Here is a 14,708-nt window from a genome sequence, read left to right as displayed (position 1 = left end):
ATGATCATCTGCATAGGCGCCGGCCCCGGCGACATCGGCTACCTGCCGCAGCGCTCGGCCCAACTGCTACGCGAGGCAGACGTGGTGGCCGGCTTCAACGCGGTGGTGGATGTGGTCCGCCCGCTGATCCCGGACAGCGCCGAAGTGATCCAGATGGGCTACCGCGACCAGGTGGCCCAGCTGGACATCGTCGCCGAGCGCCACCGCGCCGGCAAGAAATGCGTGGTGGTGTTCATGGGCGACATCCACTTCAGCGGCTTCCAGTACCTGGAACGGGTGGAGCGCGCCTGCGGCCACCCGGTGGAAACGATACCCGGCATCTCGTCGGCGCAGATCCTGGCCTCGCGCGGCAAGGTGTGCTTCGACGAGACCAGCTTCATCACCTTCCACCGCCGCGGCGACCTGACCCCGTTCAAGCGCCACCTGGTGCACGTGCTGCAGGACGGCCGCAACGCCATCGTGATCCCCTGCCCGTGGGACGAGGCGCGCTCCTTCATGCCCTGGCACATCGCCGCCTACCTGCTGGAAAACGGCATCCCGGCCGGCCAGCCGGTGGAGGTGTGGGAAAACCTGACCCGCAACGAGGCGGAATGGCGCGGCACGCTGGCCGAGTGCGCCGAGCAGCGCTTTTCCGACATGAGCATCATGCTGATCCGCACGCTCGCGCCTATGGACAGCCAGATCGAGCCGACCCACAAATGAGCCAGCAAGATTACGCCATCGTGCTCGCCGGCCACGGCAGCCGTGACCCGGACGGGGTCAACGAGTTCATGCAGCTGGTGGACGCGCTGAAGGCGCGCGCCGGCGAGCGCCGCATCGCCCACGGCTTTCTGGAATTCGCCCGCCCGACCATAGACGAGGCGGTGGACCAGGTGCTGGCCGCCGGCGCCAAAACCGTGGTGATGGTGCCCGGCGTGCTGTTGGCCGCCACCCACGCCAAGAACGACATGCCCAGCGAGCTGTTGGCGCTGCAGCAGGCGCATCCGGGCGTAGCCTTTCACTTCGGCGCGGCGCTGGACCTGCATCCGCGGCTGTTGGCGCTGTGCCGCCAGCGCATCGTCGAGGCCGAGGCCGCGTCGCCGCACACAGTGTCGCGCAACGACGCCTGTCTGGTCGTCGTCGGCCGCGGCACCTCGGATCCGGACGCCAATTCCGAAATCTCCAAGCTCGCGCGCATGCTGGAGGAAGGCCTGGGCTTCGCCGCGTCCTTCGTCTGCTACTCCGGCACCGCCAAGCCGCTGGTGGCCGACGGCCTGCGCGCCGCCGCGCTGCTGGGCTACCGCCGCATCGTGGTGCTGCCCTACTTCCTGTTCGACGGCGTGCTGGTCAAGCGCATCTACGGCGCGGCGGCGGACTTGGCGGCGCGCCATCCGGAAATCGAGGTGCTGAGCGCCGGCTATCTGGGTCCAGACCCGCAAGTGGCCGAGGTGTTTCTGGAGCGGGCGCAGGAAGGCGTGGAAGGCCGCGCCGCGATGAACTGCGCGTTGTGCAAGTACCGGGTGCAGATCGTCGGCTTCGAGCAGCAGGTGGGCGAGCCGCAGCGCGGCCACCACGGCAAGGTGCGCGGCCTGCTGGAGCGCGAGCCTGCCGCCAATCAGCCGCCGGCCTGGAAACGCTACGCGCCGCATCCGATAGAAGCGGAAAGCATGCGCATCATAGACGAGGGCCGCGACTGGTCGGCCTTCCCGGCCGAGCAGCGCACCGCGCTGATGCGGCTGGTGCACACCACCGGCGACTTCAACAGCGTGGACGACCTGTTCTTCTCGGCCGGTGCTTGCGAAACCGGCATGCGCGCGCTGCTGCGCTGCCGCCGCGTGGTCACCGACGTCACCATGGTGGAAACCGGCCTCAAACGCGAAGTGCTGCGCCAGCTGGAAGTGGAAACCTGGTGCGGCGTGCACGACGAGGAAACCCGGCTGCTGGCCGAAGCCAGCGGCCTCACCCGCTCCGCGGCCGGCATCCGCCGTGCCTGGCAGAAGTTCGGCAACGACTGCGTGGTGGCGATAGGCGACGCGCCGACCGCCATCCGCGAAGTGGTGCGGCTGGTGCGCGACCACGGCTGGCGGCCGCAGCTGGTGGTGGGCCTGCCGGTGGGCTTCGTCGGCACCCGCGAATGCAAGGAAGAGCTGCGCGCGCTGCTGCAAGTGCCGCGCATCACCAACCGCGGCACCCGCGGCGGCTCGCCGTGGGCGGCCACCGTGGTCAACGCGCTGATGATAGACGCGATCGAACACGTCCATCAGCAGCAGCAACGGGAAGAATGAGCCCGGTGCGCCAGCCCTACGACCTCGCCGCCCCCGCGCCCAACGGCATGCGCCGCGGCCGCACCACCGGCAGCTGCGCCACCGCCGCCGTCAAGGCGGCGCTGATGCTGTTGCTGGACGGCGTCGACGCCGACGAGGTCTTCATCAGCCTGCCGGACCCGGATTTCTACCTGGCGGTGCCGGTAGAGCGCGTGGTCTGGCTGGACCAAGACACCGTGCGCGCCGAAGTGCTGAAGTACGCCGGCGACGACCCGGACAACACCGACGGCGCGACGATCTTCGCCGAGGTGAGGATAAACGGCAGCGGCGCGCTGCGCTTCCTGGCCGCGCCCGGCGTCGGCATGGTCACCCAGCCCGGCCTGCGCATCCCGCCCGGCGAGCCGGCGATCAACCCGGTGCCGCGGCAGATGATGCGGATGGCGGTGGATGAAGTACTGGCCGGCCGGCCCGACCCCGGCATCGACCTGGCGATAGGCTGCGTCGACGGCGACAAGATCGCCAAGCGCACCTTCAACCCTATGCTGGGCATCGTCGGCGGCATCTCGATCCTGGGCACCAGCGGCATCGTCGAGCCGATGTCGCAGGCGGCGTGGACCGCATCGATCGAGGTCTATGTGCGGGTGGCGCTGGGCGAGCTGCCGACTGCCATCGCCTTCACCCCCGGCAAGATAGGCCGCGGCTACGCCGCCGACACGCTGGGGTTGGAAAAAAAGCAGGTGGTGCAGATCGCCAACTTCGTCGGCGACTCGCTGGACTTCGCCGAATCGGTGCTGATCGAACAGGGCCGCATCCTCGACACGCTGTGGGTGCTGGGCCACCCCGGCAAGATCGCCAAGCTGCTGGACGGAGTGTGGGACACCCACTCCGGCAAGAGCGGCATGGCGATGGACGCTGTCGCCGGCGTCGCCGCCGACCTGGGCCATGCGCCCGAGCTGGTGGCGCAAATCAAACAAGCGAATACCGTGGAGAACGTAGTGCAGATCATGAGCAGCCAGCCGGACGCGCGCGGCTACTGGATGGAGATAGAACGCCGCACCGCCGCGCGGATGGCGAGCAAGGTGCCCAGCGTGCGGCAAGTGGCGGTGCGGCTGTTCAGCATGGACGGCACACCGCTGGGAGAAGCCGCATGAAGCTGGGCACGCTCATAGGCATAGGCGTGGGCCCCGGCCCGGCCGGGCTGATTCCGGTGGCGGCGCTGGCCGCGCTGCGCGAGGCCGACATCGTCTATCTGCCGCGCGCCACCTCCAGCGAAGTATCCGTCGCCCGGCAATGCCTGGCCGGGCTGGCGCTGGACGAAAGCCGCTTTCGCGAAATCGAGTTCGAGATGAATCCGGACCGCGGCGCGCTGTCGCGCCATTACGGCGCGCTGGCCGAGCGGCTGGTCGCCGAATTGAAAACCGGCCGCAACATCGCCTACCTGACCATAGGCGATTCGATGACCTACTCCACCTACGGCTACCTGCTGGCGGCGCTACGCGAAATGCTGCCGACGCTGGAGACGCAAACCTTCCCCGGCGTCACCAGCTTCGCCGCCACCGCGTCGGCCTTGTCCTGGCCGCTGGGCGAAGGCAAGGAACGCATCCTGATCCTGCCCTGCCCCGACGACATGGCCGAGCTGCGAGCCGATATCGACAGCCACGACGTCGTGGTGCTGATGAAGATAGGCAAGCGGCTGCCGGACGTGCTGGCGCTATTGAGCGAGATGGGCATCGCCCAGCTGTGCGCCTTCGCCCGCCGCATCGGCCTGCCCGGCGAGGTGCTGTGCGCCGACGCCTCGCAATTGACGGCCGAGGCCAGCGGCTACCTCGCCACCATGCTGATCCGCAAGACAGCCAGAGAAAGACGCCACTCATGAACGCGCCGTCTTGCACCGTAGGGCGGAAGCCCGATGACATCGGGCGTTCCGCCGCGCTGGCAGTAGCGAGTCGGCAAGCGGGTCGCCGGGAAGGCGGATCGCCCCGCTGGGGCATCCGCCCTACGCTATCCACTGCCGGCCTCATATGCGATCAAAGCCAACGCCGCGCCCCCCCTCTCCCCTCGCGGGAGAGGGCCGGGAAGAGGGGGCGATGCCAATTTTCCACCGAGGTTTCGAAATGAAAGTGTATTTCATCGGCGCCGGCCCCGGTGCCGCCGACCTGATCACCTTGCGCGGCAGCCGCCTGTTGGGCGCGGCGCCCATGGTGCTGTACGCCGGCTCGCTGGTGCCGGCCGAGATGCTGAGCCACTGCCGCCCGGACGCGGAGATCCACGACACCGCCGAACTGAACCTGGACCAGCAGGAAGCGCTGTACCGCCGCGCCCAGGCCGAAGACAAGGACGTGGCGCGGCTGCACTCCGGCGACCCGGCGATCTACGGCGCCACCAACGAGCAGATGCGCCGGCTGGAAGCGCTTGGTATCAAATATGAGGTCGTCCCCGGCGTGTCCTCGTTCACCGCCGCTGCCGCCGCATTGTCTAGCGAACTGACCCGGCCCGAGGTGTCGCAGTCCATCATCCTCACCCGCACCAGCGGCCGCGCCAGCGCGGTGCCGGAAACGGAATCCATCGCCAGTTTCGCCGCCCACCGCGCGACGATGTGCATCTTCCTGTCCGGCCAGCGTCTGAAGCAGACCGTCGCCGACCTGGCGCTGCACTACCCGCCCACCACCCCGGTGGCGCTGGTGCGCCGCGCCAGCTGGCCGGACCAATCCGTCCACCGCAGCACGCTGGGCAAGATGCTGTCCGAGGTGAAGCAGAAGGACTGGCTGCTGACCACGCTGCTGTTGGTGGGCGAGGCGCTGTCGCGCGAAGGCGGCGTCGAATCCAGCCTGTACGCGGCCGGTTTCACCCACATCTTCCGCGACGGCGACGAGCGCAAGACCAAGCGGGCCAGCCTGCAGAAAGAAAACCAGGCATGAGTCGCGCCGTGTGGCTGGTGCGTGCCGAAGCGCTGCCCTTGGGACAGAGGCTGGCATCGGCGCTGGACGCCCGGCTGTACCAGCCGTGGCTGGAACCCAGCATCAGCGGCCGCGAGCAATTCCGCGCCGCCTTCCACGCGCACAGCCACTGGGTGCTGGTGATGGCCAGCGGCATCGCCGTCCGCTATCTGGACGGCCTGCTGCAAAGCAAGTACAGCGACCCGGCGGTGGTGGTGATGGACGAAGCCGCCCGCTTCGCCATCCCGCTATTGTCTGGCCACGAAGGCGGAGCGAATGACCTTGCCTATGAAGCGGCGCGGCTAACCGGCGCCATCCCGGCCATCACCACCGCGACAGAAGCGATCAAGCCGCTGACGCTAGGCATCGGCTGCCGCCGCGGCAAAAGCGCCGAGGCCATAGCACAAGCAGTGCTGCAAGCCTTGGCCGGCCGGCCGCTATCCGACGTGCGCGAAGCGGCGACGATAGACCTGAAGGCCGACGAAGAAGGCCTATTGGCCTTCTGCGCCCGCCACGCGCTGCCGTTGCGCGTCATCGCCCGCGAAGACGTCGCTGCCCGCGGCTGGACCGGCGCGCCGTCGGACTGGGTGCGGCGGAACGTCGGCGTCGACGGCGTGTGCGAGCCATGCGCGCTGATCGCCAGCCCGCGGGGGAGGTTGATCGTGCCCAAGACCGCGGTGGATGGGGTGACGGTGGCGGTGGTAGAGGACAAAGCAGCATGGCTTGCGTAAACGCAACGCTGGCCACCAATGCCATCACAGCCGCCATTGCGAAAGATAAAACGCTGGCGACGCGCCCCTACTCCCCTTTGTCGCGCGCCGGTAAAAATCAGGCTGGCAAGGTTTTAAGCCGTCGCCTGTTTGAGTCCCGCGACGCTAGCGCGGGACGAGTTCGACGGCGCCTTGCCAGCCTGATTTTTACCGGGAATTCGCGCGGCGTAGGGGCGGCCTGGGGTTGTAAGGGGGCTGGCCGCGCAGCCCCCTTACCCGCCCGCTGGGCGGAACCCCACGTAAGCAACGCAAAATACGGTCACAGTTATAGCGTCAGCAAGCGACGAGCTTGCTCTGAATTCAAAAAACAAGATGAGCCTGCTACGCAGGCAATGTTTAGGAGCGGTGCCACCGCCAGGGGCACGGGGAGCTGCGCGGCCAGCCCCTATGCTGAGCGAATCAAAGATTCGCACGCTCGCATCCCCCAGGCCGCCCCTACGTGCCGCGAAACCCCGGACAAAACACAGTCGGCAAGGCGCTGCCGAACTCGCCGCGCGCTAACGTCGCGCGACTCAAACAGACGGCAGCTTAAAACCTTGCCGACCGCATTTTGTCCGGCGCGTCCCGAAGGGGACTATTCGGTACGTCGCCAACATTTTGGCAAACAGTTATTAGTGGGCGCAGCCCAAAGCAAGAACGGAAAAAAATGACCGGCAAACTCTACCTCGTCTCGGTCGGCCCCGGCCGCGCCGAACTGATCCCCGACCTCGCCCGCCAGGCGCTGGCCGCGAGCGACGTGATCGTGTCCTACGATCTCTACCTGACCTGGGTGCAACCGTGGATAGCCGGCAAGGACATCCGCACGCTGCCGCTGACCCAGGAACGCGAGCGCGCCCAGCTGGCGCTGGAGGAGGCCCGCGCCGGCAAGACCGTGGCCCTGCTGTCCAGCGGCGACATCGGCGTTTACGCGATGGCTACGCTGGCTTACGAGGACATGCGCGAGGACGATGGCTTCGACGTGCAGCTGATCCCCGGCATCACTTCGGCCAACTCCTGCGCGTCGCTGCTCGGCGCGCCGCTGTCGCACGATTTCGCCACGCTGAGCCTGTCGGACCTGCTGTGCCCGTGGGAATGGATCGAAACCCGCGCCCGCCACATCGCCCAGGCAGACCTGGCGGTGGTGTTCTACAACGTGCAAAGCCGCCAGCGCCAGGAAGGCGTCTACCGCATCCTGGACATCATGCTGGAGCACAAGAAGCCAGAAACGCTGTGCGGCATCGTCCGCAACGCCTACCGCGAAGACCAAGCGGTGGAGATCGTCACGCTGGCCGAGCTGCGCACGCGCCGCTTCGACATGCTGACCAGCATCGTCATCGGCAACCGCTTCACCCGCCGCAAGCGCGAGTGGATGTTCACCCCGCGCGGCTACTTCAACTGGGACAACACCAGCGACACGGTGAAGGCCGACGCGCTGCCCGCCGGCGCGGCCTGGGTGTTTTCCGGCACCAGCGACGGCAACGCGCTGTCGCGCGCCATCGCCGACGCCGGCCGCGCGGTGGTGATCAGCAGCGCCAGCGATTACGGCAACGAGCAGGCGCAGCAAGCCGTGCCCGGCGTCGCCACCGTCAGCGGCCGGCTGGGCGTGGAACGCCGCCGCGAGCTGCTGTCCGGCAGCCGGGCCAGCGCCATCGTCGACGCCACCCACCCTTACGCCAGCGAGATGTCGCAGCAGCTGATGGCGCTGGCCGAGGAGCTGGCCCTGCCCTATCTGCGCTACGAACGGCCGGCCAGCGGCAGCGAGCATCCGGTGATCCGTTGCGCCGACAGCGACGCGGCCGCCAAGCTGGCGATGACGAAAGGAAAACGCGTTTTCCTCGCCACCGGCAGCAAGGAGCTGCACCGCTTCCTCGCCGCCGACTCGGAGCAAAAGCATCAATGGTTCGTCCGTCTGGCGCCGGACCCGCAGCATTTGCAGCGGGCGTTGGACTTAGGTCTCCCGCGTTCGCGCATCTGCGCGATGCAAGGCCCGTTTTCGCAGGCCGCCAACGAGGCGCTGTGGCGCGATTGGGGAGTCGACTGCGTGATCAGCAAGGACGGCGGCGAGGCCGGCGGCTTCGACGCCAAGGCGGCTGCCGCGGCGGCGCTGGGCATCCCGTTCATCGTCATCGACCGGCCGCGACTGGACTATCCGCAAACATTCAGCGACTTTGACGCCGTGCTGGCAGCCCTGCCGCAGGGAGGCCAGGCATGAGCGCGCCACGCCTTCCCGTCACCGTGCTGACCGGCTTCCTCGGCGCCGGCAAGACCACGCTGCTGTCCAAGCTGCTGGAGAACAACAAGCAGCGCCGGCTGGCCATCCTGGTCAACGAGTTCGGCGAGGTGCCGATAGACGGCGGCCTGCTGCGCGACGCCGACGCCGGCGGCGTGGAAATCCACGACCTGGCCAACGGCCTGGTCGCCTATGACGACGACGCCGACTTCCTGCCCACCATGCTGGCGCTGTGGCAACGCCGCCAGCAGATCGACCACGTGCTGATCGAAACCTCGGGCCTGGCGCTGCCCAGCGCGGTGATGGCGCAGCTGCAAAGCGAGGCGCTGGCGCCGTACTTCGTGCTGGACGCGACGCTGGCGGTGGTCGACACCCCGCTGCTGCTGGCCGGCCATTTCGCGCCGGCCGGAGACGGCGGCAAGACCGACGCGGTGGCGGAGCTGTTCGACCAGCAGCTGGGCCACGCCGACATCGTGGTGCTGAACAAGATTGACGCGCTGTCGGCAGATGAACTGCTGGCGGCGGAAGAAGCCGTGCGCCGGCAGGCGCCGTCGATACGCTTCATCGAACTGGCCTATCAAGCCAAGCTGGACACCCGGCTGACGCTGGGCCTGCATCTGCACGAGGCCTCGCCGGCCGCGCACCGCCACTACGGCCCGGTGGCCAGCATGCCGGGGCTCGCGATGCGGCCGCTGGCCAACCAGGCCTTGCTGGACGGCCACAGCCACGGCGGCCAGGCCGCTCACAGCCACGGCCTGTCCACCCACAAGCATTTCCACGATCAGGACCCAGGCTGGCAATCGTTCATGATCCGCAGCAAGGAAGCCCAGCATGCCGACAAGCTGGCGGCGGCGCTGGAGGCCATCGCCCGCGAGGAGCCGCTGCTGCGCATCAAGGGCTTCGCCGCCTGCGCCGAAGGCCCCGGCCGGCTGCTGGCCCAGGGCGTGCGCAACCGCATCGAGTTGAGCCGCGACCAGGCGCTGGCCGCGCCGCGCCAGGCGCAGCTGGTGTTCATCGGCTACCACCCCAGCCGCCCGCGCGTGGTGGCCTTGCTGCGCGACATCACCGGCGCGCACTGGAGCTAGGCGGTGAGCGCATTGGAGCTATGCGGCCTGGACTGGTCGCCCGACGCCGCGACCGCGCCTGAAGAAAGATTGCTGCGCGACATCGCGCTGACCGTGCGGCCCGGCGAGTTCGTCGGCGTCATCGGCCCCAACGGCAGCGGCAAGACCAGCACGCTGCGTTGCGCCTTCCGCTTCAACAGGCCGCTGGCCGGCGAAGCCAGACTCGACGGCGCCGACATCTGGGGCCAATCCGCCGCCGCCTTCGCCCGCCGCGTGGCGGTGGTACTGCAGGAATTCCCCGAGGACTTCGGCCTGACCGTGCGCGAGGTGGCCGACATGGGCCGCATCCCGCACCAGTCGCTGCTGCGCGGCGGCAGCGCCGCCGACCACGCCATCGTCGACGAGGCGCTGGCCCTGGTGGGCCTGGCGTCGCAGCAACACCAGCCTTTCGCCACCCTGTCCGGCGGCGAGAAGCAGCGCGCGCTGCTGGCGCGGGCGCTGGCCCAGAAGCCGGAGCTGCTGATCCTGGACGAGCCAACCAACCACCTGGACCTGCGCCACCAATTGTCGCTGCTGCGCCTGGTGCGCCGGCTGGGCATCGCCGCCGTTGCCACGCTGCACGACCTGAACCTGGCCGCCGCCTTCTGCCACCGGCTGTACGCGCTGAAGGCCGGCCGCGTCGTCGCCAGCGGCGCGCCGGAAGCGGTGCTGACGCCGTCCTTGCTGGCCGAGGTGTTCGGCGTGCGCGCGCTGGTGGATCGCCACCCGCAGGCTGGCCACCCCCGCATCACCCTATTAGAAGAAGAAATCCAATGAAACGCATCCGCCCCTCGCTCATCGCCTGCGGCCTGGCCGCGCTGCTGTCCGCCCAAGTCCACGCCACCCGCTACCCGCTCACCGTGGACAGCTGCAACCGCAAGGTCACCTTCCAGCGCGCCCCGCAGCGCGCCGTCAGCCACGACATCAACCTGACCGAGATGATGGTGGCGCTGGGCCTGCAGAACCGCATGGTCGGCTACACCGGCATCAGCGCCTGGAACAAGCTGAACGCGCCGCTGAAGCAGGCGCTGGGCCCGCTGCCGGAACTGGCCGGCGACTATCCGTCGTCGGAAGCGCTGCTGGCCCGCAACGCCGACTTCTTCTTCGCCGGCTGGAACTACGGCCTGCGCGTCGGCGGTCCGGTGACGCCGGCCTCGCTGGCGCCATTGGGCATCCATGTCTACGAGCTCAGCGAATCCTGCGCCCACGTGATGAAGCGCCCGGCGGCGAGCCTGGACGACGTCTACCGCGACATCGGCAACCTCGGCCGCATCTTCGACGTGGAGCCGCGCGCGCAGAAAGTGGTAGCCGAGATGCGCGCCAAGGTGGACGGCGTCGCCGCCCGCGTCGCCAAGCGCAAGGCCACGCCGTCGGTCTTCGTCTACGACAGCGGCGAGGACCGCCCCTTCAGCGCCGGCCGGCTGGCGATGCCCGACGCGCTGATCCGCGCCGCCGGCGGCCGCAATATCCTCTCCGACGTCAACGCCAGCTGGACCCGCGTCGACTGGGAAACCGTGCTGGCGCGCAATCCGCAGGCCATCGTGATCATCGATTACGGCAAGGTCACCGCGCAGCAGAAGATCGCCTTCCTGCAAAACCATCCGGCGCTGAACAAGATCGCGGCGGTGCGCGACAAGCGCTTCATCGTGCTGCCCTATGACAGCGCGACGCCGGGCATCGCCAATGCCGACGCGATCAGCGCGCTGGCGCGCGGCCTGCACCCGGAAGTCTTCGCCAAGTGATCCGCGCCGCCGCCAACCGTCCGCCGGCCTGGCCGCTGCTTGGCCTCTTGCTGGCCCTGCTCGCGCTGTCGCTGCCGCTGGCTTCCGGCCTGGGCGCCGCGCCGGTCGAGTTCGCCGTCAGCTCCAATGTGCTGCTGCACCAGCTGGGCCTGCCGGTGGCGCCAGCCTGGCAGCCGGGCCAGGACCTGATCATCTGGCAGCTGCGGCTGCCGCGCGTGCTGCTGGGCGGCATGGTCGGCGCCGGCCTGGCGCTGGTGGGCGCGGCGCTGCAAGCCGCCACCCGCAACCAGCTGGCAGACCCGCACCTCTTGGGCGTCAGCTCCGGCGCCACGCTGGGCGCGGTGACGGTGCTGCTGTTCAGCGGCAATGTGCTGGGCGGCGCCACCCTGCCGCTGGCCGCCTTCACCGGCGCCTTGCTGGCCACCCTGCTGGTCACCGGCATCGCCGTGCGCCAGCGCCGGCTGCAAGCCGAGCGGTTGCTGCTGGCCGGCGTGGCCGTGTCCTTCCTGCTGATGGCTTTGGCCAATCTGATGCTGTATCTGGGCGACCACCGCTCGGCCTCGGCGGTGCTGTTCTGGATGCTGGGCGGCCTGGGCCAGGCGCGCTGGGAGCTGCTGCCGGCGCCGCTGGCCGCGCTGTGCCTGGGCCTGATCGCGCTGCTGGCGGTGGCGCGGCCGCTGAACGCGCTGATGGCCGGCGAGCAGACCGCGGTCACGCTGGGCATCCGCGTGACCCGGCTGCGGCTGGCGGTGTTCGCCGCGTCGTCGCTGCTGACCGGCACCATGGTGGCAGTCAGCGGCGCGATAGGCTTCGTCGGCCTGATGATTCCGCACATCGCCCGCCGCTGCGTCGGCGCCGACCACCGCCGCTTGCTACCGGCCTGCGCGCTGTTGGGCGCGCTGTTCCTGATCTGGGTGGACGCCGCCGCGCGCACGCTGATCGCGCCGGAAGACATCCCGGTGGGCGTCGGCACCGCCGCCGTCGGCGGCGCCTTCTTCATCTGGCTGCTGCGCCGCTGACGGCGCCGGCCTCACACAAGGACGACATAATGAAAACCGATCCGGCCTCCCACCAGCGCATGACCGAGAAGCGCAAGGCGGGCTTCGAGAAGAAAAAGGCCGCCGCCACCGGCGAAAAAGGCCTGCTCATCGTCAACACCGGCACCGGCAAGGGCAAGAGCAGCGCCGCCTTCGGCATGGGCTTGCGCGCCGTCGGCCACGGCATGCGCCTGGGCGTGGTGCAATTCATCAAGGGCGCGCTGCACACCGCCGAGCGCGACCTGCTGGGCGGCTTCGACAACTGCGACTTCCACACCATGGGCGAAGGCTATACCTGGAACACCCAGGACCGCGAGGCCGACATCGCCACCGCGCGCAAGGGCTGGGAGCAGGCGCTGGCGATGCTGGCAAGCGACGATTACGAGATGGTGATCCTGGACGAATTGAACGTGGTGCTGAAGTACGAATACCTGCCGCTGGACGAGGTGCTGGCCGCCTTCGCCGCCCGGCCGTCGATGCAGCATGTGGTGGTCACCGGCCGCCACGCGCCGGAGGCTTTGCTGGAAGCCGCCGATCTGGTCACCGAGATGCGGCTGGTCAAACACCCCTACCGCGAGCAGGGCATCAAGGCGCAACGCGGGGTGGAGTTTTAATGAATGCGCCGCTTTGTCCGGCGCTGTTCCTGACCGCGCCCGCCTCGCACCAGGGCAAGACCACGGTCACGGCGGCGCTGGCCCGCCATCACCGCAATCAAGGCCGCAAAGTGCGGGTGTTCAAGACCGGGCCGGACTTCCTCGATCCTTATATCCTGGAGCGGGCCAGCGGCCACACCGTCTACGGCCTGGATTTGTGGATGAACGGTGAGGCCGATTGCCGCGCGCGCTTGCATCAGGCCGCCGCCGACGCCGACCTGATCCTGATCGAGGGCAGCATGGGCCTGTTCGACGGCACGCCGAGCAGCGCCGATCTGGCCGAGCGGCTGAACGTGCCGCTGGCCGCGGTGATAGACGCCACCGGCATGGCGCAGACTTTCGCCGCCGTCGCCCACGGCCTGGCCAGTTTCCGCCCCGGCCTAGCCTTTCACGGCTTCATCGCCAACCATGTCGCCAGCGAGCGCCACGCCGAGATGCTGGCCCAGCAACTGCCTGAGCGCCTGCCGCTGCTCGCCGCGCTGCGCAGGGACGATGCCGTTCGGCTGCCGGAACGCCATCTGGGCCTGGTGCAGGCGCAGGAAATCGCCGATCTGGACGAACGCCTCGACCGCGCGGCGGCGCAGATCGCCGCCACCGCACTGGCTAAACTGCCGCCGGCTGTCGAGTTTCCCGGCCTTGATCTGCCTGAGATGCCGCGACTGCTGGCCGGCAAGCGCATCGCCATCGCCCGCGACGCGGCCTTCGCCTTCGTCTACCCGGCTAACCTTGAGATGCTGACCCAGTTGGGCGCGGAACTGGCCTTCTTCTCGCCGCTGGCCGACGCCGCGCTGCCCGACTGCGATGCGGTCTACCTGCCCGGCGGCTACCCGGAGCTGCATCTTGAAACGCTTTCCGCCAACACGGCGCTGAAAGCGGATCTACATTGGCACGCGCAAGCTGGCAAGCCGCTGTACGCCGAGTGCGGCGGCATGCTCTATCTGTTGGACAAGCTGACCAACCGCCAGGGCGACAGCGCGGCCATGCTGGAACTGCTGCCCGGCCAGGCGGTCCTGCAAGACAGGCTGTGCGGGTTGGGCCTGCAGCAAATGGACTTTCCCGGCGGCGCGCTGCGCGGTCATACTTTCCACTACACCCGGCTGGAAACGCCGCTATCGCCCATGTCGCACGCCCGCAGGGCCAGCGGCGCAGGCCGGGGGGAAGCGCTATACCGACAGGGCAGCCTGTCGGCCAGCTATTTCCACGCCTACTTCCCCTCCAACCCCTTAGCCACAGCGAGCCTGTTCCTGCCATGAACCGCTATCCGCAATCCGACATCGACGCCGTCTACCGCGCCATCCGCGAACGCCGCGACATGCGCCACTTCAAACCGGACCCGGTGGACCCGGCCCTTTTGCAGCGGCTGCTGGAAGCCGCGCATTGCGCGCCCAGCGTCGGCTTCATGCAACCCTGGCGCTTCATCCGCATCCGCAACGCCGAGCTGCGCCAACAACTGCACGCGCTGGTGGAGGAAGAACGCGTGCAGACCGCCCGCGCTCTGGGCGAACGCGAGGACGCGTTCATGAAGCTCAAAGTGGAAGGCGTGCTCGATTGCGGCGAGGTGCTGGTGGCCGCGCTGATGGATGGCCGCGAGCGCCACGTGTTTGGCCGCCGCACGCTGCCGGAGATGGACCTGGCTTCGGTGGCCTGCGCCATCCAGAACATGTGGCTGGCGGCGCGCGCCGAAGGGCTGGGCCTGGGCTGGGTCTCCATCTTCGACCCGGGCAAGCTCGCCGCCCTGCTGGCCATGCCGGAAGGCGCGCGGCCGGTGGCCATACTGTGCCTGGGCCATGTCGAAGCGTTCTACCCCAAGCCTATGCTGGAACTGGAGCATTGGGCCAGCCGGCGCCAGTTGAACGATCTGGTTTCCGATGATCGCTGGCCTGAAGGCAGCTGAGTCCGAGCGGCTCCATCGCCCAGACGCCGTTTTGCCAACCGGCAGAAAACGGCCGCGGCACCAACCCAGAGCCAATGCTTAGCCGCGCCGCGTGAATACAATCGCTCCTTCCTTCATGAAA

The 14,708-nt window shown here is 68.6% G+C and carries 14 protein-coding genes; all 14 read left to right on the top strand.

Annotated features, from left to right (window positions below; all coding sequences use genetic code 11):
• The 14 genes from FYK34_RS02975 (at nt 1) to bluB (ending at nt 14,587) form a co-directional block, all read left to right on the top strand.
• On the top strand, nt 1-702 hold the full coding sequence (locus tag FYK34_RS02975) for a cobalt-precorrin-7 (C(5))-methyltransferase (protein WP_149294983.1): 702 nt from the start codon (nt 1-3) through the stop codon (nt 700-702).
• Nucleotides 699-2,264, top strand: coding sequence for a precorrin-8X methylmutase (locus FYK34_RS02970; protein WP_149294982.1), 1,566 nt, complete (start codon nt 699-701; stop codon nt 2,262-2,264). The genes FYK34_RS02975 and FYK34_RS02970 overlap by 4 nt, the downstream gene beginning before the upstream one ends.
• Nucleotides 2,261-3,394, top strand: coding sequence for a cobalt-precorrin-5B (C(1))-methyltransferase CbiD (gene cbiD, locus FYK34_RS02965; protein ID WP_149294981.1), 1,134 nt, complete (start codon nt 2,261-2,263; stop codon nt 3,392-3,394). Before FYK34_RS02970 ends, cbiD begins: the two co-directional genes overlap by 4 nt.
• On the top strand, nt 3,391-4,119 hold the full coding sequence (cobI, locus tag FYK34_RS02960) for a precorrin-2 C(20)-methyltransferase (RefSeq protein ID WP_149294980.1): 729 nt from the start codon (nt 3,391-3,393) through the stop codon (nt 4,117-4,119). The genes cbiD and cobI overlap by 4 nt, the downstream gene beginning before the upstream one ends.
• Nucleotides 4,120-4,330: 211 nt before the next feature.
• Complete coding sequence (gene cobM / locus FYK34_RS02955) at nt 4,331-5,161, top strand: precorrin-4 C(11)-methyltransferase (protein ID WP_231137358.1); 831 nt, start codon at nt 4,331-4,333, stop codon at nt 5,159-5,161.
• On the top strand, nt 5,158-5,910 hold the full coding sequence (locus FYK34_RS02950) for a cobalamin biosynthesis protein (protein WP_149294979.1): 753 nt from the start codon (nt 5,158-5,160) through the stop codon (nt 5,908-5,910). Before cobM ends, FYK34_RS02950 begins: the two co-directional genes overlap by 4 nt.
• Before the next feature lie 685 nt (nt 5,911-6,595).
• Nucleotides 6,596-8,140: a precorrin-3B C(17)-methyltransferase gene (gene cobJ, locus FYK34_RS02945; RefSeq protein WP_149294978.1), complete on the top strand. Its 1,545-nt coding sequence runs from the start codon at nt 6,596-6,598 to the stop codon at nt 8,138-8,140.
• Nucleotides 8,137-9,243: a CobW family GTP-binding protein gene (locus tag FYK34_RS02940; protein WP_149294977.1), complete on the top strand. Its 1,107-nt coding sequence runs from the start codon at nt 8,137-8,139 to the stop codon at nt 9,241-9,243. The genes cobJ and FYK34_RS02940 overlap by 4 nt, the downstream gene beginning before the upstream one ends.
• Nucleotides 9,244-9,246: 3 nt before the next feature.
• A complete protein-coding gene (locus FYK34_RS02935) occupies nt 9,247-10,038 on the top strand; it encodes an ABC transporter ATP-binding protein (RefSeq protein WP_168209627.1) in 792 nt (263 codons plus the stop codon).
• The gene (locus tag FYK34_RS02930) at nt 10,035-11,003 is read left to right on the top strand and encodes an ABC transporter substrate-binding protein (RefSeq protein WP_149294976.1); all 969 of its coding nucleotides are present in this window, start codon (nt 10,035-10,037) and stop codon (nt 11,001-11,003) included. Before FYK34_RS02935 ends, FYK34_RS02930 begins: the two co-directional genes overlap by 4 nt.
• A complete protein-coding gene (locus tag FYK34_RS02925; protein WP_231137357.1) occupies nt 11,000-12,022 on the top strand; it encodes a FecCD family ABC transporter permease in 1,023 nt (340 codons plus the stop codon). The genes FYK34_RS02930 and FYK34_RS02925 overlap by 4 nt, the downstream gene beginning before the upstream one ends.
• Before the next feature lie 29 nt (nt 12,023-12,051).
• Nucleotides 12,052-12,654, top strand: a complete 603-nt coding sequence (gene cobO, locus FYK34_RS02920) for a cob(I)yrinic acid a,c-diamide adenosyltransferase (RefSeq protein ID WP_149294975.1) — start codon at nt 12,052-12,054, stop codon at nt 12,652-12,654.
• Entirely contained in the window at nt 12,654-13,946 is a 1,293-nt protein-coding gene (locus FYK34_RS02915; RefSeq protein ID WP_149294974.1) for a cobyrinate a,c-diamide synthase, read from the top strand. The genes cobO and FYK34_RS02915 overlap by 1 nt, the downstream gene beginning before the upstream one ends.
• Entirely contained in the window at nt 13,943-14,587 is a 645-nt protein-coding gene (gene bluB / locus FYK34_RS02910; RefSeq protein WP_149294973.1) for a 5,6-dimethylbenzimidazole synthase, read from the top strand. Before FYK34_RS02915 ends, bluB begins: the two co-directional genes overlap by 4 nt.
• Nucleotides 14,588-14,708: the final 121 nt, after the last annotated feature.

Source organism: Chromobacterium paludis (assembly GCF_008275125.1).
Classification (GTDB): domain Bacteria; phylum Pseudomonadota; class Gammaproteobacteria; order Burkholderiales; family Chromobacteriaceae; genus Chromobacterium; species Chromobacterium paludis.
Note: the sequence above shows the minus strand (reverse complement) of the source record. Positions and strands in the feature narration are given on the sequence as shown.